Origin of the sequence: Streptomyces sp. NPDC048606, assembly GCF_040650855.1 — a bacterium.
Taxonomy (GTDB): domain Bacteria; phylum Actinomycetota; class Actinomycetes; order Streptomycetales; family Streptomycetaceae; genus Streptomyces.
In genome coordinates this window covers 66,504-87,175 of sequence record NZ_JBEZIB010000037.1, presented here as the reverse complement: position 1 = coordinate 87,175, position 20,672 = coordinate 66,504, and the positions used below count along the sequence as shown (strand labels likewise).

The following is a 20,672-nucleotide window of genomic DNA, read 5'->3' as shown; positions in this document are numbered from 1 at the left end:
CTTCTCATGACGACTGACGCGAACACCGCATCCGCATCCGCATCTGCTTCCGCTTCTGCTTCCGACTCCGGCGCGGCTTCCGCCGCCGCCACCACCACCCGCCGGCTCGGCGCCGGCGGCCCCGAGGTCTTCCCCCTGGGCCTGGGCTGCATGGGCATGTCCGCGCTCTACGGGGACGCCGACCGCGCCGAATCCCTCGCGACGCTCCACGCCTACCTCGAAGCCGTCCCCGCGGGCGTGAGCCCCCTGCTCGACACCGGCGACTTCTACGGAATGGGACACAACGAGCTGCTCATCGCGGAGGCCCTGCGCACCGCGCCGGCGGCCTCCCGCGAGCGGGCGCTGACCAGCGTCAAGTTCGGCGCCCTGCGGACCGTCGAGGGCGGCTTCACCGGGTACGACGGCCGCCCCGAGGCCGTCAGGAACTTCCTGGCCTACTCCCTCCAGCGGCTCGGCCGCGACCACATCGACGTCTACCGGATCGCCCGGGTGGACCCGGACGTGCCGATCGAGGAGACGGTGGGGGCCATCGCCGACGCCGTCCGCGCCGGGCACGTGCGCCACATCGGCCTCTCCGAGGTCGGCGCGGACACCCTGCGCCGGGCCGCCGCCGTGGCCCCGATCGCCGACCTCCAGATCGAGTACTCCCTGATCTCCCGGGGCATCGAGGAGGAGATCCTGCCGACCGCCCGCGAGCTGGGCATAGGCGTCACGGCGTACGGGGTGCTCTCCCGGGGCCTGATCAGCGGGCACTTCGGCCGCGACCGCGCGCTGGCCCCCGGAGACTTCCGCGGCATGAGCCCCCGGTTCCAGGGCGACAACCTGCACCGCAACCTCGATCTGGTCGAGGCCCTGCGCAAGGTCGCCGAGGAGAAGGGGGTGACGGTGGCGCAGATCGCGATCGCCTGGGTGCTCTCCCGGGGCGAGGACATCGTGCCGCTCGTCGGCGCCCGTCGCCGGGACCGGCTGGCCGAGGCACTGGGTGCCATGCAGGTGGAGCTGACCCCGGCGGACCTCGTCGCCATCGAGGAAGCGGTCCCGCAGGGCTCCGCGGCCGGCGAGCGCTACCCGGCCGCCCAGATGGCCCACCTCGACAGCGAACACTGATCCGGCTGTACGGTCGTACCCATGCCACCCGCTGCCGCCGAGCCCCTGACCCCCGAGCGCATCCTCGAAACCACCGAGGAGGTGCTGCGCCGCTACGGCCCCACCAAAGCGACCGTGGTGGACGTGGCGCGGGCGCTGGGCGTCAGCCACGGCAGCGTCTACCGGCACTTCCCGTCGAAGGCGGCGCTGCGCGAGGCCGTCACGGACCGGTGGCTCGCCAAGAGCGTCGTGATGCTGGAGGCCATCGCCTCCACGCCCGACGCCTCGGCCCCGTCCCGGTTGGAGTCGTGGCTGGAGGCCCTCTTCGAGGCCAAGCGCCACAAGGCGGGGGACGACCCCGAGCTGTTCGCGACGTACACGGTCCTGCTCGCCGAGAACAGCGGCGTGGTCGACGCCCACCTGGGCGAGTTGATCGACCAGCTGGCGCGGATCATCGCGGAGGGCGTGGAGGCCGGCACGCTGGCCGCGCCGGACGCCCCGGCCGCCGCCCGCGCCGTCTTCGACGCCACGAGCCGCTTCCACGATCCGCAGTACGCGCCGGAGTGGGTATCACCGACGATCATCGCCGAGTTCGAGGCGGTCACGGCCCTGCTGATCCGGGGCCTGCGCGTCTGAGGCCGCCCCTGCGACCGGAGTCCGCCCTCCGGACGGCTTGGCGATCATTTTGATGATTTCCGGCTTGTACATGTCATCGCGCTGTCCCTACGGTCCCCGTACCGCACCCATCAGGTACGCAACGGGGGAAACATGTCCAGCACTTCAGCGGCACCCGATCGACCGGCACCACCCGCTCGTTCCGGGGCCGCCACCGCCGCCGGTTGGGCTCTGACGATCTGCCTCAACGTGGTCGCGCCGATCGTCACCTACAACGTGCTCAAGGGCGAGGGGTGGAGCGAGTTCGCCGCGCTGCTGGCCGGCGGCGCCTGGCCGGTGATCGACAGCGTCATCCACGTGGCCTGGCGTCGCAAGCTCGACGAGTTCGCCGTCGTGGCCCTGGTGTTCCTGGTGATCACGGCCGTCGTCTCGCTCGTCGGCGCCCATTCCGCCCACGCCCTGCTCCTCAAGGACTCCGGCGTGACCGCCCTGTTCGGGCTGCTCTGCCTGGCGACGCTCCTCGCGCCGCGCCCGCTGATGTTCTACTTCGGCCGCAAGTTCGCCACCGACGGCACGCCCGAGAGCACCGCCTGGTGGAACGGCCTGTGGCAGTACGAGAACTTCCGCACCACCATGCGCACGATGACCCTGGTCTGGGGCGTGGCCTACGTGGCCGAGGCCCTGGTCCGGGTCGCGCTGTCCTTCGTCCTCAGCATCTCCACCATGGTCACGATCAGCCCGTTCATGATCTACGCGACGCTGGGCGGCCTGGCCGTGTGGACGGCCCGCTACGGCAAGCGCTCCCAGGCCGAAGGCGAACGCCGCTCCGCCGAGGCGGCCGCCCGCGAGGCCGCGGAGCGGGAAGCCGCGGCCTGACGACCCGCCGCGCGACGGCGGGCGGAACGCGAAAGACCGGTGGCCCGGTGCGCGACGCGCACCGGGCCACCGGTCTTCGTACGGCGGGGTCCTAGCAGCCGAGCAGGCGGCTGGCCAGGTAGCTCTGGATCTGGTCCAGGGAGACGCGCTCCTGCTTCATGGTGTCGCGCTCGCGCACGGTCACCGCGTTGTCGTCGAGGGTGTCGAAGTCGACGGTGACGCAGAACGGCGTACCGATCTCGTCCTGGCGACGGTAACGACGGCCGATGGCGCCCGCGTCGTCGAACTCGATGTTCCAGTTCTTGCGCAGGTCGGCCGCGAGGCCCTTGGCCTTCGGCGACAGCTGGGCGTTGCGCGACAGCGGCAGGACGGCGACCTTGACGGGCGCCAGGCGCGGGTCGAGGCGCATGACGGTGCGCTTCTCCATGACGCCCTTGGCGTTCGGGGCCTCGTCCTCGTTGTACGCGTCGAGCATGAAGGCGAGCATGGCGCGGTTGACACCGGCCGCCGGCTCGATGACGTACGGCGTGTAGCGCTCGTTCGCCTCCTGGTCGAAGTAGGTGAGGTCCTGGCCGGAGGCGGCGGAGTGGGCCTTCAGGTCGTAGTCCGTGCGGTTGGCCACGCCCTCCAGCTCGGAGAACTCGGTGCCACCGAAGTTGAAGCGGTACTCGATGTCGGCGGTGCGCTTCGAGTAGTGCGACAGCTTCTCCGCCGGGTGCTCGTACCAGCGGATGTTCTCCTCGCGGATGCCGAGGTCGCGGTACCAGTTCCACCGCTCCTGCATCCAGTACTCCTGCCACTGCTCGTCCTCGCCCGGCTTGACGAAGAACTCCATCTCCATCTGCTCGAACTCGCGCGTGCGGAAGATGAAGTTGCCCGGCGTGATCTCGTTGCGGAAGGACTTGCCCATCTGCGCGATGCCGAACGGGGGCTTCTTGCGCGAAGTGGTCTGGACCTGGGCGAAGTTGGTGAAGATGCCCTGGGCGGTCTCGGGGCGCAGGTACGCCTTCGAGCCGGTGTCCTGCGTCGGGCCGAGGTGGGTCTCCAGCATGCCGGAGAACTGCTTGGGCTCGGTGAACTGGCCCTTGACGCCGCAGTTGGGGCAGTTGACGTCGGCGAGGCCGTTCGCGGGAACGCGGCCGTGCTTGGCCTCGTACGCCTCTTCCAGGTGGTCGGCGCGCTGACGCTTGTGACACGAGGTGCACTCGGTGAGCGGGTCGGAGAAGGTCGCGACGTGACCGGAGGCCACCCAGACCTCGGGGGCCAGGATCACGGAGGAGTCGAGGCCGACGATGTCCTCACGCCCGGTGACCATCGCCTTCCACCACTGGCGCTTGATGTTCTCCTTGAGCTCGACACCGAGCGGGCCGTAGTCCCAGGCAGCCCTGGTGCCGCCGTAGATCTCACTGCAAGGGAAAACGAAGCCACGGCGCTTGCTCAGGCTGACGATGGTTTCGATCTTGTCGGCCACGGTGCTCTCTTCATTACGAGGACGAACGGCGAATGCCTTAGGTTACCGGCGCCCAGGGCCCCGCCATCAAATCGGGCCCCCCTTCCATTGAACTCCCACGGGCCCCCGACCTGGGTTTTTGACAACCGTTTCCATCTTTGATGAAAATGGATGTCATGAACGTACGACGCCTCATACCCACCGCCGCCCTGACCGGCGCCGTCGCCCTCGCCGCGACGGCCCTCACCGCCTGCTCGGGCGGTGCCGCCGGGGCGGCCGGAGCCGCCGGCGCCAAGGACGGCAAGCTCGGCGTGACGGCGTCGTTCTACCCCCTCCAGTTCCTCGCCGAGCAGATCGGCCGGGACCACGTGAAGGTCTCCACCCTCACCAAGCCGGGCGTCGAACCGCACGACCTGGAGATCACCCCGAAGCAGACCGGGCAGCTCTCCGAGTCCGACGTGGTCCTCTACCTCAAGTCCCTGCAGCCCGCCGTCGACAAGGCCGTCGCCCAGTCCGGCGTGAAGAACGTCGTCGACGCCGCCACCCTGACCCCCCTGGTCGAGCACGGCACCTCCGGCCACGCCCACGGCGAGGAGGGCCACCAGCACACCGACGGCGACGAGCACGCCCACGCCGAGGGCGACGGACACGACCACGGCGAGGCCGGCGCCGACCCGCACGTGTGGCTCGACCCCACCAAGTTCGCCGACATCGCCAAGGGCGTCGGCGCCGCGCTGGAGAAGGCCGACCCCGAGCACGCCCCGGACTACCGCAAGAACACCGACGAGCTCGTGACCAAACTGGGCGCGCTCGACACGGAGTTCAAGGAAGGCCTGAAGAACACGGCCTCGAAGACCTTCATCACCACCCACTCCGCCTTCGGCTACCTCGCCGAGCGCTACGGCCTCGACCAGGAGGGCATCTCCGGGGTCGACCCCGAGGCCGAGCCCAGCCCGGCCCGCATGAAGGAGCTCCAGAGCGTCGCGAAGAAGGACAACGTGACCACCGTGTTCTTCGAGACCCTCGCCAGCGACAAGACCGCCAACGCCCTCGCCCACGACACGGGCCTGCGCACCGACGTCCTCGACCCCCTCGAGGGAATCAGCGACAAGTCCCAGGGTGCTGACTACTTCGAGGTCATGCGGTCCAACCTGAAGAACCTGCAAAAGGCACTCGGAGCCAAGTGATGACAGCAGCAACGGAGGCACGAGCCATGCGGTCCACGACAGCCGGCGCCGCCACGGCGGCGGACCAGCCCGTCATATCCCTGCGCGGGGCCACGGCCTCGCTCGGCTCGCGCCCCGTGCTGCGCGGGATCGACCTCACCGTGCGCGCCGGTGAGGTCGTCGCCCTGCTCGGCGCCAACGGCTCCGGCAAATCCACCGCCGTCCGCGCCCTGGTCGGCCAGGTGCCGCTCAGCGGCGGCTCCCTGTCCCTGTTCGGCACCGATTTCAAGCGGTTCCGCCAGTGGTCGCGCATCGGCTACGTCCCCCAGCGCACGACGGCCGCCGGCGGCGTCCCCGCCACCGTCCGCGAGGTCGTCTCCTCCGGCCGGCTGGCCCGTACCCGTTTCGGGATCCTGCGCAAGGCGGACAAGGCCGCCGTGGAGCGGGCCCTGGCCCTGGTCGACATGGAGGCGTACGCGGACGCCTCGGTCAACGCCCTCTCCGGCGGCCAGCACCAGCGCGTGCTGATCGCCCGCGCCCTGGCCGTCGAACCCGAACTGCTGATCATGGACGAACCGATGGCCGGCGTGGACCTCGGCAACCAGGAGGTCCTGGCCTCCGCCGTGCGCCGCCAGGTCGCCGAGGGCACCACCGTGCTGCTCGTCCTGCACGAGCTCGGCCCGCTGGAGCCCCTGATCGACCGCGCCGTGGTCCTGCGCGACGGCTGCGTCACGCACGACGGGCCGCCGCCGGAGGCCGTGGGCCAGCACGCCCTGCCCGGCCACGACCACGTACACCCCCACGCGGCGCACGACGCCGAACCCCTGCGGACGGGACTGCTGAGCTGATGGAGATCCTCGACTACGCCTTCATGCAGCGGGCCCTGCTCGCGGCCGTCCTGGTGGGTCTGACGGCTCCCGCGATCGGCACCTACCTGGTCCAGCGCCGGCAGGCCGTCATGGGCGACGGCATCGGGCACGTGGCCATGACGGGCGTCGCCCTCGGTTTCCTGCTCAACACCAGCCCGGTGTGGATGGCCACCCTCGTCGCGGTGCTCGGCGCGGTCGGCATGGAGCTGATCCGCTCGCGCGGCAAGACCAGCGGCGACATCGCCCTCGCCATGCTCTTCTACGGCGGCCTCGCCGGCGGCGTGATGATCATCAACCTGGCGCCGGGCGGCTCCACCGCCAACCTCAGCAGCTACCTCTTCGGCTCCATCACCACCGTCTCGGCCGAGGACATCACGGCCGTGGTCGTCCTCGCCGTGTTCGTCCTCGCCGTCACGATCGGCCTGCGCCGCCAGCTGTTCGCCGTCAGCCAGGACGAGGAGTTCGCCCGGGTCACCGGCCTGCCCGTGCGCGCCCTGAACCTGCTCATGGCCGTCACCGCCGCCGTGACCGTGACCGTCGCCATGCGCATCGTCGGCCTGCTGCTGGTCAGCGCCATGATGGTGATCCCCGTGGCGGCCGCCCAGCGCGTGACCCGCGGCTTCACCGCCACCCTGACCGTGGCGATGGTCATCGGCGTCCTGGCCTCGCTGACCGGCACGACGGCGACTTACTACCTCGACGCGCCGTCCGGTGCCACGATCGTGCTGCTCGCCATCGCCGTCTTCACGGTGATGACGGCCCTGTCCACGCCGCTGGCCAGGCGGCGGGCGAAGGCCGCCCGCGCGGCCGAGGAGGTCTGCACGCACGACGACGTGAAGGTCTGAGGGAGACGGCCGCCTGGCACAATGTGGGGCGAGGCCGAAACGAGGAGGAACCGGTGGCGACTGCGCCTGGCGAGACGAATACCGCGCCAGTACGAGGGCGATCCACCCGGCAGCGGGCCGCCGTGGCGGCGGCGCTGGACGAGGTGGACGAGTTCCGCAGCGCCCAGGAGCTGCACGACATGCTCAAGCACCGCGGCGACTCCGTGGGCCTGACCACCGTCTACCGCACCCTCCAGTCCCTGGCCGACGCCGGCGAGGTGGACGTGCTGCGCACCAGCGACGGCGAGTCCGTCTACCGGCGCTGCTCCACCGGGGACCACCACCACCACCTGGTCTGCCGCAAGTGCGGCAAGGCCGTCGAGGTGGAGGGCCCGGCCGTGGAGAAGTGGGCCGAGTCCATCGCGGCCGAGCACGGCTACGTGAACGTGGCCCACACCGTCGAGATCTTCGGCACCTGCGCCGACTGCGCGGCCGCCGGCTGACCCCGCCCGGGCCGCCGGGCCGCCGCCTCCCGGTCGGGTTCCGGTCGAATCCCGAGCGGATCCGGCCGTTGTCGGCCCGGCCCCGGAGGGCGGCCCCAAGGGGGTCGGGTGACGTCCGGGAGGCACCCGGGCGGCACCGGGGAGACGTGCGGGGAAGCGTCTAGACGCGCGGCAGGTTCGCCCCGAGCAGCTCCCGCACCCGGTCGAGGTCCTCGGGGGTCGCGGCGGAGCGTTTGGGCAGCCAGCCCAGTTCCCCGTTGGCGAAGACGAAGACGAACAGGCCCCGGGTCTCGGCCCAGCCCCGGTACTTCGACCACGGGTAGACGACCGCCGTCCCGTCGGGCCGGTGGTTGTGCGTACCCCGCTCGGTGATCACGCACCGGTACTCGGGGTGTTCCGCGGCCCAGCGGTACATCCGGCGCGCCCTGCGCCACAGCTCCAGCACCGCGCAGAGCGCTCCCAGGCACACCCCCACGCCCGCCGCGAGGGCGAGGCCCGCAGGGTCGGTTCCCCGGCCGCGCTGGAGGACGATCACCGCGCACGGCACCAGGGGGAGGACCACCAGCCACAGCAGCAGTTCCCCGCGCCCGCCGGGCGTGCGCAGGGCCCGTCGGCCCAGCACTTCCCACGCGTCGCGGCGCCGTGCGCCGTACCGCAGCTCCACCGCCCGGTCAGTCGTGTCCATGGCGGCGGAGCCTAGCGGACGGTTCAGGCGCCGGAGCCCTCGGGCTGGTTGGGGACGGCGCCGCCGAAGCGGCGGTCGCGCTGGGCGTACTCCAGGCACGCGCGCCACAGGTCACGGCGGTCGAAGTCGGGCCACAGCACGTCCTGGTAGACCATCTCGGCGTACGCGCTCTGCCAGATCAGGTAGTTCGAGGTGCGCTGCTCGCCGCTGGGGCGCAGGAACAGGTCCACGTCGGGCATGTCCGGGTAGTACATGTACTTCGCGAAGGTCTTCTCGTTGACCTTCGACGGGTCCAGCCGGCCGGCCGCCACGTCGCGGGCGATGGCCTGCGCGGCGTCCGCGATCTCGGCGCGACCGCCGTAGTTGACGCAGAAGTACAGGGTCATGGCGTCGTTGTCGACGGTCTGCTCCTGGGCCACCTGGAGCTCCTGGACGACCGACTTCCACATCTTCGGCATGCGGCCGGCCCAGCGGATCCGGATGCCCAGCTCGTTCATCTCGTCGCGGCGGCGGCGGATGACGTCGCGGTTGAAGTTCATGAGGAAGCGGACCTCGTCGGGCGAGCGCTTCCAGTTCTCCGTCGAGAAGGCGTACAGGGAGAGGTTCTTGACGCCCATCTCCAGGCAGCCCTTGAGCACGTCGAGGACCACGCCCTCGCCGACCTTGTGGCCCTCGGTGCGGGGCAGGCCGCGCTCCTTGGCCCAGCGGCCGTTGCCGTCCATGACGACGGCGACGTGGTTGGGGACCAGTTCGCCGGGGATCTTCGGCGGGCGCGCACCGGACGGGTGCGGCTCGGGAACCTTGTACTCCCGGCGAGAGCGTCCCAGAATCCCGCGTCGTACCATGTGCCCAGCTCCTATTTCTCGACGTATCGCAGGGAGCGTAGCCCGCGCTCCAGATGCCAGTGCAAATAGGCGGAGACCAGCCCGCTGCCCTCGCGCACGTGGCGTGCCTCGCACGCGTCGGCGTACCCCCAGTCGCCCGTCAGCAGCGCGCTGAGCAGAGCGATGGCCTCCGACGAGGGTACGACGCTGCCCGGCACCCGGCAGTCGCCGCATATGACGCCGCCGGCGGCGACGGAGAAGTGCCGGTTGGGGCCGTGGATGCCGCACTTGGCGCAGTCCTCGAAGCTGGGCGCGTAGCCGTTGACGGCGAGGGAGCGCAGCAGGAAGGCGTCCAGGATCAGGTGGGGCTCGTGTTCGCCGCGCGAGAGGGTGCGCAGGGCGCCGACGAGCAGGAGGTACTGCTGGACGGAGGGTTCGCCCTCGTTCTCCGTGAAGCGTTCGGCGGTCTCCAGCATCGCGGTGCCGGCGGTGTAGCGGGCGTAGTCGGTGACGATGCCGTTGCCGTACGGGGCGATGATCTCGGTCTGGGTGCACAGCGGAAGGCTGCGGCCGATCAGCTCGTTGCCGCGGGCGAAGAACTGCACGTCGGCGTGGGAGAAAGGTTCCAGCCGGGCGCCGAACTTGGACTTGGTGCGCCGGACCCCGCGCGCCACGGCCCGGACGCGTCCGTGGCCCCGCGTGAGGAGCGTGATGATGCGGTCCGCCTCGCCGAGCTTCTGGGTGCGCAGCACGATGCCGTCGTCGCGGAACAGACTCATGCGCCCATTGTCGCCTGTCCCGGGTGCCGTACGGGGACACCGGTCCGGGCAGCGCTCACCCCTGCCCGGACCGGTGTCCGGGCGGGGGCGGCACCCCTTGGGAGGATCAGGAGGCGGGCGTACCCGCGTCGTCGGCCCTGCTCGTCACGCTCGTCGCGCCGGCCGTGTCGGCCCTGTCGGTTCCGGGCGCGGGCTCCCGCTCGGCTCCGGCGGCCGGCGTCGCGGGCTCGGCGGACCGGGCGGGCTCCGTGGGCTGGGTGGGCAGGGCGACCTCGACGGCGGGTCGGGCCTCGTCCTTGCCCAGACCGTTGAAGACCAGGTTCAAGACGATGGCGGCCGTGGCGCCGAGGGTCACACCGCTGTTGAGGAGCGAGGACAGGTCGGGGCTCATGTGCTTCTCGAAGTAGAGCGGGACCGTGGCCGGGAAGAGGGCGAGGGCGATCGAGACGCCGACGATCAGGGCGTTCTTCTCCTCCTTGAGGTCCACCTTGGCCAGGGTCTGGATGCCGGCCAGGGCGACCATGCCGAACATCACCGTGGCGGCGCCGCCGAGGACCCCGTGCGGGACGGAGGCGACGATCGCGCCGGCCTTGGGGATCAGACCGAGGACGATCATGAAGACACCGGCGGCCACGACCACGAAGCGGCTCTTGACCTTGGTCATCCGTACGAGGCCGACGTTCTCGGCGAAGGCGACGTACGGGAAGGAGTTCAGCACGCCGCCGAGGGCGGTGGCGGCGCCGTCGGCGCGCAGGGCGCGGGCGACGGTCTCGCTGTCGACCTCCTTGTCGACGATGTCGCCGACCGCGTAGGTGTCGCCGGTGGTCTCGACCATGGTGATCAGCATGACGATCAGCATGAGGAAGATCGGGAACCATTCGAACTTCGGGGCGCCGAAGTGGAAGGGCGTGGTGACACCGATCCAGTCGGACTGGCCGACGTTGCCGAACTTGGCGTCGCCGAGGAGGAAGGCGGCCAGGGTGCCGCCGACGAGGCCGATCAGGATGCTGATGCTGCGCAGGAACGGGCCGCCGAACTTCATCAGCAGGAGGATGAAGAGCATGGTGCCGCCGGCGTAGGCCAGCTGCGTGGGGACACCGCCGTCGCCGAGGGTGGGGACGCCGCCGGCCGCGTCCTTGAGGCCGACCGGGATCAGCACGATGCCGAGGACGGTGATGACGGTGCCGGTGACCACCGGCGGGAAGAGCCGCATGACCGCCCGGAAGGCCTTGGCGGGCAGCCAGGCGAAGGCGAAGGTGGCGATGCCCGCCGTGATGACGGCGCCGTAGATGACCAGCAGGGCGGCGGTCCCGCCGCCGGCGCCGAGGCCGATGGCGATCATCGGGGACACGGCCGTGAAGGTCACGCCCTGGATCAGCGGGAGCCGGGCGCCGACCCGGCCGATGCCCCAGGCCTGGATGATCGACGCGATGCCGCAGGTGAAGAGGTCCGCGTTGATCAGGTAGACCAGCTGTTCAGGGCTCAGCTTGAGGGCGCTGCCCACGATGATCGGGACGATCACCGCGCCGGCGTAGAAGGCGAGTACGTGCTGGAAGCCGTACAGCGCGAGCTTGGGGAGGGGGAGCACCTCGTCGACCGGGTGCGTGCTCTGCTCTCCGGTGGTGGAAAGCCGGGCGGCGACACGTGCCATCTCTGCCTTGCCCTTCGAAAGGTAGGTGACTGAGAGGAATCTGGTTGTCCCTGGTCGAAGTGGGTCGCTATCCCGTTGGTTCGCCAGGGTTGTCAGTGAGAACACGCAGATCGAAGCCCAGCGGTGTTTCCGGCGGCGTCTCGTCGTGTGACCGGAATTGAACGCCTGTGGGAGGCGTCACAGATATCGTCGACTTCCACAAACTGTTGACGCGCCAGGGCATCCGATCTGGAGGTTCCTCCAGTGGTCAGGGCGTCGGATCGGGCGTATGGCCAGAGCTGCCGAAATCGCCCGTTCCGGACTGCGCGACTGTGAAGCGGGCCCGGCGGGGCGCCTCTGACCTGCCCGGAAGTCGCCAGTCGAAATTCGGCCACGCAAACAGGAACGCAAGATTTCGGCCGTCCACATACTGGATGGCCGAAACGGGAGGGGTCGCCTCCGCCCTCCCGGAAGACCCCCGCGACGCCGGATCGTTACGTCCCCACGGCGCCCGGCACGCGAAAACCGGGCCCCGCGGGGTCTCCCCCGCCGGGCCCGGTCACGACCTACGCCCCGGTACGGGCCTGCTCAGGGCGCCCGTACCGCCGACAACAGGCCGGCGACCTCGTCCGCCCCCATCCGCAGCGCCGCGCCGACGGTGGCCAGCACCTCGCGCTCGGCCGGGGTGTACGGGCCGTCCGCGAGGGCGACCCGCGCTCCCTGGCGCAGGATCGACTCGCGCCCCGGACCGGCCAGGTGCGGGGCGAGCGGCTCCAGCGCCTCGTGGAGCTCTATCGACAGCGCCGCGCCGCAGCACTCGGGCCCGTCGTACAGCCCGAGCCGCCCCTCGTCGGTGGCGAGCGCCTCCACGAGGGACTCCAGCTGCTCTTCGGTGCAGTCCTGGAACCCGGCCGCCCGTACGGTCGCCACGGCGGCCTCCAGCGCGCTCCGCGAGGAGGTCCCGCCGGCGGCGAGCACGGCGAGCGTCACCGTGTGCACGGCGTCGCGCAGCAGCGCCGAGAAGCGGTGGGTCGTGAGGTGGTCCAGCACCTCGGTGCCGAAGCGCTCCCGGCAGGCCTGGCACTCGACGACCGGCCCGGCCTGGCCGCGCGGCAGCAGCGGCACCCCGAGCACGGTGAAGCGCCGACGCCCGGTGCGCCGGCGGTAGTTGCGGTCACCGCCGCAGTCGGGGCAGAAGAACTCCCCGTCGCCCACGGTGCTCCAGGTGGTACGGATGCCCCAGACCGTCAGCTTCCGGCCGTCCCCACCCCGAACTGGCAGCACGTCGCACCTCCGTCACCTTCCGGCAACATCGCCGGGTTGGCGTGATGTTAGCCACATCGGTGAGGATGCGTCAGTCGTGTGACAAGACAACATGGGGAGGCGTGCGGACTTGGCCGAAGTGCGCCCCCGGGTCCATCCCCTACCCTCGGCGCCGTGAACGACACGTCCTGTCTGGTCACGGGCGCGGCGAGCGGCATCGGCAGGGCCACGGCCCTGCTGTTGGCCCGCTCCGGAGCCCGGGTGACCGCGTCCGATGTCAACGCCCCCGGCCTGGGGGCCCTGCACGCGCTGCTGACCGCGGAAGGGCACGCGATCACCGTCGTCACCGGTGACGTGTCCGATCCGGCGGACAACCGCGCCATGGTCGCCGCCGCGGTGGCCGCGTACGGGCGCCTCGACGTCGCCGTGGCGAACGCCGGGGTGCTCCCCCTTTCGGATGTACGCGAGACCACCCCCGAGGACTGGGACCACGTCATGGCCGTTGACGGTCGGGGCATGTTCCTGACGTGCAAGTACGCCATCGAGGCGATGCTCGCGCAGCCGCGGCCGGGCGGGTCGGTGGTGTGCGTGTCCTCCATCTCGGGGGTGGCCGGGCAGGCCCGGCAGGCCGCGTACGGGCCGGCGAAGTTCGTGGCCTCGGGCCTGACGAAGCACCTGGCGGTCGAGTGGGCGGCGCACGGGATCCGGGTCAACGCGGTGGCCCCGGGGACGATCCGCACCGAGCGGGTGGTGGCCCTGGACGAGGAGCCGGGCGGGCCGGAGTACCTGGCGGAGGTCACCGCGGCGCACCCGATGGGCCGGCTCGGCGAACCGGAGGAGGTGGCCCGGGTCATCGCCTTCCTGGCCTCCGACGCGGCCTCGTTCGTGACCGGGGTGGTGCTGCCCGTGGACGGCGGCTACCTGGCCCGCTGAGGCCTTCCGCGACCGGCGGGGGCGCGGGAGGGGCCGCCGGGGGCGCGAACGACGGGACCCCGCCCCTCCGGGAGGAGGAGCGGGGTCCGCGGTCGGTCGGTGGATCAGCGGCCCGCGCGGTTGACGGCGGAGATGACCGCCTTCAGGGAGGCGCGGGTGGTGTTCGCGTCGATGCCGATGCCCCACAGGACGCGGCCGTCGATCGCGCACTCGATGTACGAGGCGGCGACGGCGGAGGCGCCCTCGCTCATCGTGTGCTCGGTGTAGTCCAGCAGGCGGGCGTCGACGCCGATGCCGGCCAGCGCGTCGAAGAAGGCCGAGATCGGGCCGTTGCCGGTGCCGTTCAGGACCGTCTCCACGCCGTCCACGACCGCCTCGACGGTCAGCGTGTCGGTGCCGTCCTTGTCGGTGGCGGTCGAGCCGGAGCGCAGCTGGATGCGGCCCCACGGGTTCTCCGGGTTGGGCAGGTACTCGTCGGAGAAGACGTCCCAGATCGCCTTCGGCGTGACCTCGCCGCCCTCGGCGTCGGTCTTGGCCTGGATGATCCGCGAGAACTCGATCTGCATGCGGCGCGGCAGGTCCAGCTTGTGGTCGTTCTTCAGGACGTAGGCGATGCCGCCCTTGCCGGACTGCGAGTTGACGCGGATGACGGCCTCGTAGGAGCGGCCGACGTCCTTCGGGTCGATCGGCAGGTAGGGCACGGCCCACTCGATGTCGTCGACGGTCTTGCCCCGGGCGGCCGCGTCGGCCTCCATGGCGTCGAAGCCCTTCTTGATGGCGTCCTGGTGGGAGCCGGAGAAGGCGGTGTAGACCAGGTCGCCCGCGTAGGGGTGGCGCGGGTGGACCTCCATCTGGTTGCAGTACTCGCTGGTGCGACGGATCTCGTCGATCTGCGAGAAGTCGATCTGCGGGTCGATGCCCTGGGAGAACAGGTTCATGCCCAGGGTGATCAGGTCGACGTTGCCGGTGCGCTCGCCCTGGCCGAACAGGCAGCCCTCGATGCGGTCGGCGCCGGCCATCAGGGCCAGCTCGGCGGCGGCGACGGCGGTGCCGCGGTCGTTGTGCGGGTGGACGGAGATGCAGACGTGCTCGCGACGGGTCAGGTTGCGGGCCATCCACTCGAAGCGGTCCGCGTGCGTGGAGGGCGTCGAGCGCTCGACGGTCGCGGGCAGGTTCAGGATGATCTCGCGGCCCTCGGTCGGCTGCCAGACGTCACAGACGGCCTCGCAGACCTCCAGGGCGAAGTCCAGCTCGGTGTCGGTGAAGATCTCCGGGCTGTACTGGTAGCCGAAGGTGGTCTCGGGGCCCAGCAGCTTGTCGGCGTACTCCATGACCAGGCGGGTGCCGTCGACGGCGATCTGCTTGATCTGCTCCTTGGAGCCGCGGAAGACGACCCGGCGGAAGGTCGGGGCGGTCGCGTTGTACAGGTGCACGGTGGCGCGCCGGGCGCCGACCAGCGATTCGACGGTCCGCTCGATCAGGTCCTCGCGGGCCTGGGTCAGGACCGAGATGGTGACGTCGTCCGGGATCGCGCCCTCTTCGATGATGGAGCGTACGAAGGCGAAGTCGGTCTCGCCGGAGGACGGGAAGCCGACCTCGATCTCCTTATAGCCCATGCGCACCAGCAGGTCGAACATCTCGCGCTTGCGGGCGGGGGTCATCGGGTCGATCAGCGACTGGTTGCCGTCGCGCAGGTCGGTGGAGAGCCAGCGGGGGGCCTTGGTGACGCGGGCGTCCGGCCAGGTGCGGTCCGGGATGTCCACCTGCTCGTACCGGCCGTACTTGTGGATCGGCATCCCGGAGGGCTTCTGGGTGTGGGTCGCGTTCGTGATGGGCGTGGGGCGACCGACAAAAGGCTGCTGGCTCATGGCGTTGGGCTCCTCGCGTGTCCGCGTGTAGTTCGCTGAACGGCCGACGGCGGTAGTGGAAACCGCAACACCAAACTCCGCGGGGAGGGGGTCGGCCTACGACTACAGACCCTCGCCGCGGCAGCTAAGGAGAAGCAGCCCGAAACGCATGATGGGCCGAGCCTAGCCGAGCCGCGCCGTATCGCGAGGACCTGTTCCAGTATGCAAGACCGGCAGGTCCGATTTACACCCTTTGTGAGCTATAGCGCTCTTTGCCGTCACAGGTCCGGGTGATCCGTCAACACCGCGCGACCGCTTTGAGACAACCGAATGAATCATGGTCGCTTCTCGTGACAGCGGCGTGACCCGCTGCCACATTGCCGGGCATGACTGCCACCCCTTCCTCCCCCCGCCCCCACCACCCCGTCTTCTGCACCGTGGTCCCCCCGCACCTGCTCGACAAGGCCGCCCGCTCCGGCGACGCCGCCCGCGCCGACCTCGCGCAGCGCACCCTGGAACAGGACGCCTTCCTGCGCACCCGGCGCCGGATCAGCACCGTGCGCGGCATCGCCTCGACCGCCCTCGACGCCCCCGCCCCCGACACCCCCCGGCGGACCATCCACGACGCCCAGCACCGCACCCGCCTGCCCGGGAAGAAGGTCCGCGGCGAGGGCCAGGAGGCGGTCAAGGACGCCACCGTCAACCGCGCCTACGCCGGCCTCGGAGCCACGTTCGAACTCTTCCTCCAGGGCTTCGGCCGGCGCTCGATCGACGACTCCGGGCTGCCCCTGAACGCGAGCGTCCACTACGGCGAGGACTACAACAACGCCTTCTGGGACGGCGAGCAGATGGTCTTCGGCGACGGCGACGGCGACCTCTTCCTCGACTTCACCGTGTCCGTCGACGTCATCGGGCACGAGCTGACCCACGGCGTCACCCAGTACACGGCCAACCTCGACTACCACGGGCAGTCCGGGGCGCTCAACGAGTCCATGTCCGACGTGTTCGGCTCCCTGATCAAGCAGTACTCGCTCGGGCAGAGCGCCGACCAGGCCGACTGGCTGATCGGCGCCGGCCTGCTCGGCCCGAACGTGACCGGGACCGCGCTGCGCTCCATGAAGGCCCCCGGCACCGCCTACGACGACGACGAGCTGGGCAAGGACCCGCAGCCCGCGACCATGGACGACTACGTCGTCACCTCGCGCGACAACGGCGGCGTGCACATCAACTCGGGCATCCCCAACCACGCCTTCTACATCGCGGCGACCGAACTCGGCGGCAACGCCTGGGAGCGGGCGGGGCGGATCTGGTACGACACGCTGACCGGCGGCGAGCTGGAGCCGCGGGCGGACTTCGCGGACTTCGCCCGGCTGTCGCTGGCGGCGGCCGTCGCCCGGTTCGGGGACGGCGGCGTCGAGCACCGCGCGGTCCAGAAGGCCTGGTCGACCGTCGGGCTGGGGTAGTCCGCCCCCGCGGGGTAGGAAGGCGTCATGGTGATCGAAGTGGTGAGGACGGGCGGTTTCGCGGGGATCGAGCGCCGGGCCGAGGTGGACACCTCGGGCCGGCCCGACGAGGAGGAGTGGCGGGAGCTCGCCCGGCTCGCCCTGCGGCCCGACCCGGACGGCGAGCGGGACGCGCGCGGGGTCCGGGACGGCTTCTCCTACCTCATCACGGTGGACGGACGGAGCGTGTCCTGCCGGGACCCCCACCTGACGGAGGCCCAGCGCAGCCTGATCTCGCGGGTGCTGAAGGAGGGCGCGTAGGGCGTTATCCGGGTGCCCCGGCGGGGCGGTTTTGCTTGGATGTCCGGATGACGAAGACGATCTTGGCGGACCTGGAGCAGTACTACGACGCGGTCCCCCGCCGGGGCGGCGCGCGGGGCGAGGACTTCGGGCCGCTGACCCTGTTCGTGCAGGAGGGACGGGGTTGGGGGTACTACGCGCGGCCCGCGCTCGGCGGCGCCGACGCGACGCCGGCCGACGTGGAACGCGTACGGGCCCGCCAGCGGGAGCTGGGCGTGCCCGAGGCCTTCGAATGGGTGGCCGAAACCAGCCCCTCCCTGCGGGCGGCGGTGGAAGCCGCCGGCCTCCACGTCCACGCGCACCCGCTGATGGTCCTGGACGACACGGCGGCGCCGCCCGCACCCCACCCCGAGGTCCGCGCGCTCGACGCGCACGACCCCCTGCTCGCGGCGGCGGTCACGGTACCGGCGCTGGCCTTCGCCGCCCCGGGGACGGCCCTCGGCGAAGCGGGGCCCGACGCGCTGGCGGCGGCGCTCGCCGACCCGACGACGGCCGAGCGCCGGGACCGGGTCGCGCAGATGCTCGCGGACGGCCGCACCGCCATGGCCGCGGCCGTGCGCGACGGGGTCGTGCTGTGCTCGGGCCAGTACAACCCGGTCGGGGACGTCGCCGAGATCGTCGGGGTCGGCACGCTGCCGGCCGCCCGGCGCCAGGGCCTGGCCCTCGGGGTGACGGCGGCCCTGGTCGCCGCGGCCCGCGCGGGCGGGGCGCGAACGGTGTTCCTGTCGGCCGGCGACGAGGACGTGGCCCGGATCTACGGCCGCGCCGGCTTCCGGCGGGTCGGGACGGCCCTGATCGCCGAACCCGCGTAGCCGCACCCGGGTGGCCGCGCCCCGGTGGCCGCACCCGGGCGCGGAACCAGGGTCGCCGGTTGCCGGATCGGCAACGATGTTTGCCCCCGCGGCGGGCCCGGCGGAGCATCGGCGGTGTCCGTGCGACCGTACGGGCGCCCCAGCCGAGGAGGCCGCCACGATGTCCCACACCCACCAGGAGCAGGGCCCCGACCGTACCGGGCACGGCGCGCGCGCCGAGCCCCCCGCGGGCGGGCGGGAGTGGTGGAACGACCGCTACCGCGAGAGCGGGCGGATCTGGAGCGGCGAGGCCAACGCCGCCCTGGTGCGCGAGGTCTCCGCGCTGCCGCCCGGCCGCGCCCTCGACCTGGGGTGCGGCGAGGGCGGCGACTCCGTCTGGCTGGCGACGCGCGGCTGGCACGTCACCGCGACCGACATCTCCGAGGTCGCCCTGCTGCGGACGGCCGAACACGCCGCGCGGGCGGGGGTGGCCGACCGGGTCGACCCGCACGCGCACGACCTGGCGCACACCTTCCCCGACGGGGAGTTCGACCTGGTCTCGGCGTGCTTCCTGCACTCCTACGGGGACTTCCCGCGCGACCGGATCCTGCGCACCGCGGCCGGCGCCGTGGCCCCGGGCGGGGTCCTGCTCGTCGTCGGGCACGGGGGTTGGGCGTCCTGGCAGGAGGATCGGCCGGAGGTGGACTTCCCGACCCCGGACGAGCTCCTCGCCCGGCTGGAACTGGACGAGGGAGCCTGGGAGGTCCTGGTCGCCGAGGAGCACGAGCGGGTCCAGAACGCCCCCGACGGCCGGCCGGGCACCCGTACGGACAACACCCTGAAGATCCGACGGCGCTGAGCACCGGCGGATCGACGGACCGGCCGAGCGGCCGGTCCGGATCAGAAGCCGAGCTTGCGCAGCTGCTTGGGGTCGCGCTGCCAGTCCTTGGCGACCTTCACGTGCAGGTCGAGGAAGACCGGCGTGCCGAGGAGCGCCTCGATGTGCTTGCGCGACTTCATGCCGACCTCCTTCAGGCGGGAGCCCTTGGGGCCGATGATGATGCCCTTCTGGCTCGGCCGCTCGATGTAGACGTTGGCGTGGATGTCGAGCAGCGGCCGGTCGGCGGGCCGGTTCTCGCGCGGGATCATCTCCTCGACGACAACGGCGATGGAGTGCGGGAGCTCGTCGCGCACGCCCTCCAGCGCGGCCTCGCGGATCAGCTCGGCGACCATCACCATCTCGGGCTCGTCCGTCAGGTCGCCCTCGGGGTACAGCGGCGGGCTCTCCGGCAGCAGCGGTGCGATCAGGTCGGCCAGCAGCTGGACCTGGTTGTCGCCGACCGCGGAGACGGGGACGATCTCGGCCCACTCGAAGCCCAGCTCCTCGGCGAGCCGGTGCACGGCGATGAGCTGCTCGCCCACCGCCTTCGACTCGACGAGGTCGGTCTTGGTGATGATGGCGATCTTGGGGGTCTTCTTGATCCCCGCGAGCTCCTTGGCGATGAACTTGTCGCCGGGGCCGAGCTTCTGGTCCGCCGGCAGGCAGAAGCCGATGACGTCGACCTCGGCCCAGGTGGTCCGTACGACGTCGTTGAGCCGCTCGCCGAGCAGCGTGCGCGGCTTGTGCAGGCCGGGGGTGTCCACCAGGACGAGCTGCGCGTCCGGGCGGTGCACGATGCCGCGGACGGTGTGGCGGGTGGTCTGCGGCCGGTTGGAGGTGATCGCGACCTTGGTGCCCACGAGCGCGTTGGTCAGGGTCGACTTGCCCGCGTTGGGACGGCCGACGAAGCAGGCGAAGCCCGCGCGGTGCGGGGCGGTGGGCTCGGGGGAACGATCGCTCATACGGGCCATTCTCCCCGATGCGGCCCCCGGCGCCGACCAGGCCACCGCCACCAGGGCCGAGCCGAGCCCCAGGGCGGTCGCGAGGCGGGGGTGCGGGGAGTGGCCGACGGCGGCGCGCGCGCCGACCCCGGAGGCGTGCGCCTCCACCGCGACCCGGGCCCATTCCGGCGTGGCCGGCCCGTCCCAGCGGGCGTCGAGGCGGACCTCCCGGCCGGGGAGCAGCTCGGCGGGCAGCCCGTCGAGGGCGCGGGAGTGCAGGACGCGGCCCAGCGCCCCGGTGGCGGTGAGGCGGGCGCGGGGGCGCAGGGTGACGTTGCCGAGGTTGTGGAGCGTGTACGAGACCACGCGCACGCCCGCCGCCCCGTCCCGGACCCGGAGGTCCTCGACGACCAGCGCCGGGGCCGTGGGTCCGGTCACCCGGAGGTGGACGCGGGCGGCGACGGCCTGGCGCACGGCGATGCCGGGAGCGGGCGTCGCGGTGGCCTCCGGCCCGTCCTCCACCGCGACGACCGCTCCGGGGTGGTCGCCCGGTTCCGCCCGCTCGGGCACGGTGACGGTGAGGGGGACGGTCGTCGAGGCCTTCGCCGGGACGGTGACCCGCTCCCGCGCGAGCCTCGTCCAGGCCCCGGTGGCGGTCCGCGGCTCGTCGGGGCCGCGCACGGCGAAGCCGCCGTCGCGGGCGGTGGTGTAGGCGTCGGCGGCGTAGAGGCGGAAGGTGCGGGGGGTGTCGGTGCGGTTGGCGACGGTGACCGCGTCGGTGACGGTGGTGCCGGGGGCGGCGGAGAGGTGGAAATGGGGCCGCTGCCCGATGGCGTTGGCGACCGGCAGCACCGACCACCGGCCGTTGTCCGCGGCTCCTGCCCGCCCGGCCCCGCCGAACGCGGACA

Annotated in this window: 20 protein-coding genes and 1 pseudogene; 12 read left to right on the top strand and 9 right to left on the bottom strand. The window is 71.7% G+C overall.

Going from position 1 to position 20,672, the window contains the following annotated elements:
• Positions 1–6: 6 nt before the first annotated feature.
• The 3 genes from AB0D01_RS32000 to AB0D01_RS31990 all read left to right on the top strand — a co-directional run bounded on the left by AB0D01_RS32000 (position 7) and on the right by AB0D01_RS31990 (position 2,577).
• The gene (locus AB0D01_RS32000) at positions 7–1,107 is read left to right on the top strand and encodes an aldo/keto reductase (protein ID WP_363061399.1); all 1,101 of its coding nucleotides are present in this window, start codon (positions 7–9) and stop codon (positions 1,105–1,107) included.
• Between the two features lie 21 nt (positions 1,108–1,128).
• The gene (locus AB0D01_RS31995) at positions 1,129–1,722 is read left to right on the top strand and encodes a TetR family transcriptional regulator (RefSeq protein WP_363061397.1); all 594 of its coding nucleotides are present in this window, start codon (positions 1,129–1,131) and stop codon (positions 1,720–1,722) included.
• A gap of 132 nt (positions 1,723–1,854) precedes the next feature.
• Positions 1,855–2,577: a VC0807 family protein gene (locus AB0D01_RS31990; RefSeq protein ID WP_363061395.1), complete on the top strand. Its 723-nt coding sequence runs from the start codon at positions 1,855–1,857 to the stop codon at positions 2,575–2,577.
• A gap of 91 nt (positions 2,578–2,668) precedes the next feature.
• Here the strand turns inward: AB0D01_RS31990 and AB0D01_RS31985 are convergent, their stop codons facing one another.
• Positions 2,669–4,048: a glycine--tRNA ligase gene (locus AB0D01_RS31985; RefSeq protein ID WP_363061393.1), complete on the bottom strand. Its 1,380-nt coding sequence runs from the start codon at positions 4,046–4,048 to the stop codon at positions 2,669–2,671.
• 155 nt (positions 4,049–4,203) lie between these two features.
• Between AB0D01_RS31985 and AB0D01_RS31980 the strand changes: the two genes are divergently transcribed.
• Genes AB0D01_RS31980 through AB0D01_RS31965 form a run of 4 tightly spaced genes read left to right on the top strand, consistent with a single transcriptional unit; the run spans position 4,204 to position 7,389 of the window.
• Positions 4,204–5,214 (top strand): metal ABC transporter substrate-binding protein, encoded by a 1,011-nt coding sequence (locus AB0D01_RS31980; protein ID WP_363061391.1) that lies wholly within the window; start codon positions 4,204–4,206, stop codon positions 5,212–5,214.
• 26 nt (positions 5,215–5,240) lie between these two features.
• A complete protein-coding gene (locus AB0D01_RS31975; RefSeq protein WP_363061389.1) occupies positions 5,241–6,041 on the top strand; it encodes a metal ABC transporter ATP-binding protein in 801 nt (266 codons plus the stop codon).
• Positions 6,041–6,907, top strand: coding sequence for a metal ABC transporter permease (locus AB0D01_RS31970; RefSeq protein ID WP_363061387.1), 867 nt, complete (start codon positions 6,041–6,043; stop codon positions 6,905–6,907). Before AB0D01_RS31975 ends, AB0D01_RS31970 begins: the two co-directional genes overlap by 1 nt.
• Positions 6,908–6,960: 53 nt before the next feature.
• Complete coding sequence (locus AB0D01_RS31965; protein ID WP_150519707.1) at positions 6,961–7,389, top strand: transcriptional repressor; 429 nt, start codon at positions 6,961–6,963, stop codon at positions 7,387–7,389.
• A gap of 160 nt (positions 7,390–7,549) precedes the next feature.
• Here AB0D01_RS31965 and AB0D01_RS31960 read toward each other — a convergent pair whose 3' ends face one another.
• From AB0D01_RS31960 to AB0D01_RS31940, 5 genes are all read right to left on the bottom strand, one after another.
• Positions 7,550–8,074, bottom strand: coding sequence for a YcxB family protein (locus AB0D01_RS31960; protein ID WP_363061385.1), 525 nt, complete (start codon positions 8,072–8,074; stop codon positions 7,550–7,552).
• Between the two features lie 23 nt (positions 8,075–8,097).
• Positions 8,098–8,919, bottom strand: a complete 822-nt coding sequence (locus tag AB0D01_RS31955) for an isoprenyl transferase (RefSeq protein ID WP_363061383.1) — start codon at positions 8,917–8,919, stop codon at positions 8,098–8,100.
• A gap of 11 nt (positions 8,920–8,930) precedes the next feature.
• Complete coding sequence (gene recO / locus AB0D01_RS31950) at positions 8,931–9,677, bottom strand: DNA repair protein RecO (protein WP_363061381.1); 747 nt, start codon at positions 9,675–9,677, stop codon at positions 8,931–8,933.
• A 106-nt stretch (positions 9,678–9,783) separates the two neighbouring features.
• Positions 9,784–11,328: a nucleobase:cation symporter-2 family protein gene (locus AB0D01_RS31945; protein ID WP_363061379.1), complete on the bottom strand. Its 1,545-nt coding sequence runs from the start codon at positions 11,326–11,328 to the stop codon at positions 9,784–9,786.
• Between the two features lie 567 nt (positions 11,329–11,895).
• The gene (locus tag AB0D01_RS31940; protein WP_363061377.1) at positions 11,896–12,591 is read right to left on the bottom strand and encodes a TerB family tellurite resistance protein; all 696 of its coding nucleotides are present in this window, start codon (positions 12,589–12,591) and stop codon (positions 11,896–11,898) included.
• Between the two features lie 153 nt (positions 12,592–12,744).
• On the opposite strand from AB0D01_RS31940, the gene AB0D01_RS31935 reads away from it, so the two are divergent.
• The gene (locus AB0D01_RS31935) at positions 12,745–13,503 is read left to right on the top strand and encodes an SDR family NAD(P)-dependent oxidoreductase (RefSeq protein ID WP_363061375.1); all 759 of its coding nucleotides are present in this window, start codon (positions 12,745–12,747) and stop codon (positions 13,501–13,503) included.
• 104 nt (positions 13,504–13,607) lie between these two features.
• Here AB0D01_RS31935 and leuA read toward each other — a convergent pair whose 3' ends face one another.
• Positions 13,608–15,371: a 2-isopropylmalate synthase gene (gene leuA, locus AB0D01_RS31930; protein WP_363061373.1), complete on the bottom strand. Its 1,764-nt coding sequence runs from the start codon at positions 15,369–15,371 to the stop codon at positions 13,608–13,610.
• A gap of 365 nt (positions 15,372–15,736) precedes the next feature.
• Here leuA and AB0D01_RS31925 point away from each other — a divergent pair, with 365 nt between their 5' ends.
• The 4 genes from AB0D01_RS31925 (at position 15,737) to AB0D01_RS31910 (ending at position 18,802) form a co-directional block, all read left to right on the top strand.
• Positions 15,737–16,813 carry a M4 family metallopeptidase gene (locus AB0D01_RS31925; protein ID WP_363061371.1) on the top strand — a complete coding sequence of 359 codons (1,077 nt, stop codon included), beginning with the start codon at positions 15,737–15,739 and terminating at the stop codon, positions 16,811–16,813.
• A gap of 27 nt (positions 16,814–16,840) precedes the next feature.
• A complete protein-coding gene (locus AB0D01_RS31920) occupies positions 16,841–17,113 on the top strand; it encodes a protealysin inhibitor emfourin (protein ID WP_363061369.1) in 273 nt (90 codons plus the stop codon).
• Positions 17,114–17,160: 47 nt separating this feature from the next.
• Complete coding sequence (locus tag AB0D01_RS31915; RefSeq protein ID WP_363061367.1) at positions 17,161–17,964, top strand: GNAT family N-acetyltransferase; 804 nt, start codon at positions 17,161–17,163, stop codon at positions 17,962–17,964.
• A 160-nt stretch (positions 17,965–18,124) separates the two neighbouring features.
• Positions 18,125–18,802 carry a class I SAM-dependent methyltransferase gene (locus AB0D01_RS31910; protein WP_363061365.1) on the top strand — a complete coding sequence of 226 codons (678 nt, stop codon included), beginning with the start codon at positions 18,125–18,127 and terminating at the stop codon, positions 18,800–18,802.
• Between the two features lie 41 nt (positions 18,803–18,843).
• Here the strand turns inward: AB0D01_RS31910 and era are convergent, their stop codons facing one another.
• Both era and AB0D01_RS31900 read right to left on the bottom strand, forming a co-directional pair.
• Entirely contained in the window at positions 18,844–19,794 is a 951-nt protein-coding gene (gene era, locus AB0D01_RS31905; protein WP_363061424.1) for a GTPase Era, read from the bottom strand.
• Positions 19,795–20,304: 510 nt separating this feature from the next.
• A pseudogene (locus AB0D01_RS31900) lies at positions 20,305–20,616 on the bottom strand (DUF916 domain-containing protein); the annotation flags it as partial.
• Positions 20,617–20,672: the final 56 nt, after the last annotated feature.

Excerpts from the sequence above, each read along its gene's own strand:
- AB0D01_RS31960 (WP_363061385.1), bottom strand. The coding sequence starts at position 8,074 with ATGGACACGACTGACCGGGCGGTGGAGCTGCGGTACGGCGCACGGCGC.
- AB0D01_RS31990 (WP_363061395.1), top strand. The coding sequence starts at position 1,855 with ATGTCCAGCACTTCAGCGGCACCCGATCGACCGGCACCACCCGCTCGT.
- recO (WP_363061381.1), bottom strand. The coding sequence starts at position 9,677 with ATGAGTCTGTTCCGCGACGACGGCATCGTGCTGCGCACCCAGAAGCTC.
- AB0D01_RS31915 (WP_363061367.1), top strand. The coding sequence starts at position 17,161 with ATGACGAAGACGATCTTGGCGGACCTGGAGCAGTACTACGACGCGGTC.
- AB0D01_RS31925 (WP_363061371.1), top strand. The coding sequence starts at position 15,737 with ATGACTGCCACCCCTTCCTCCCCCCGCCCCCACCACCCCGTCTTCTGC.
- AB0D01_RS31975 (WP_363061389.1), top strand. The coding sequence starts at position 5,241 with ATGCGGTCCACGACAGCCGGCGCCGCCACGGCGGCGGACCAGCCCGTC.
- AB0D01_RS31980 (WP_363061391.1), top strand. The coding sequence starts at position 4,204 with ATGAACGTACGACGCCTCATACCCACCGCCGCCCTGACCGGCGCCGTC.
- AB0D01_RS31910 (WP_363061365.1), top strand. The coding sequence starts at position 18,125 with ATGTCCCACACCCACCAGGAGCAGGGCCCCGACCGTACCGGGCACGGC.
- AB0D01_RS31920 (WP_363061369.1), top strand. The coding sequence starts at position 16,841 with ATGGTGATCGAAGTGGTGAGGACGGGCGGTTTCGCGGGGATCGAGCGC.
- leuA (WP_363061373.1), bottom strand. The coding sequence starts at position 15,371 with ATGAGCCAGCAGCCTTTTGTCGGTCGCCCCACGCCCATCACGAACGCG.
- AB0D01_RS31970 (WP_363061387.1), top strand. The coding sequence starts at position 6,041 with ATGGAGATCCTCGACTACGCCTTCATGCAGCGGGCCCTGCTCGCGGCC.
- AB0D01_RS31955 (WP_363061383.1), bottom strand. The coding sequence starts at position 8,919 with ATGGTACGACGCGGGATTCTGGGACGCTCTCGCCGGGAGTACAAGGTT.
- AB0D01_RS31995 (WP_363061397.1), top strand. The coding sequence starts at position 1,129 with ATGCCACCCGCTGCCGCCGAGCCCCTGACCCCCGAGCGCATCCTCGAA.
- AB0D01_RS31945 (WP_363061379.1), bottom strand. The coding sequence starts at position 11,328 with ATGGCACGTGTCGCCGCCCGGCTTTCCACCACCGGAGAGCAGAGCACG.
- AB0D01_RS32000 (WP_363061399.1), top strand. The coding sequence starts at position 7 with ATGACGACTGACGCGAACACCGCATCCGCATCCGCATCTGCTTCCGCT.
- era (WP_363061424.1), bottom strand. The coding sequence starts at position 19,794 with ATGGCCCGTATGAGCGATCGTTCCCCCGAGCCCACCGCCCCGCACCGC.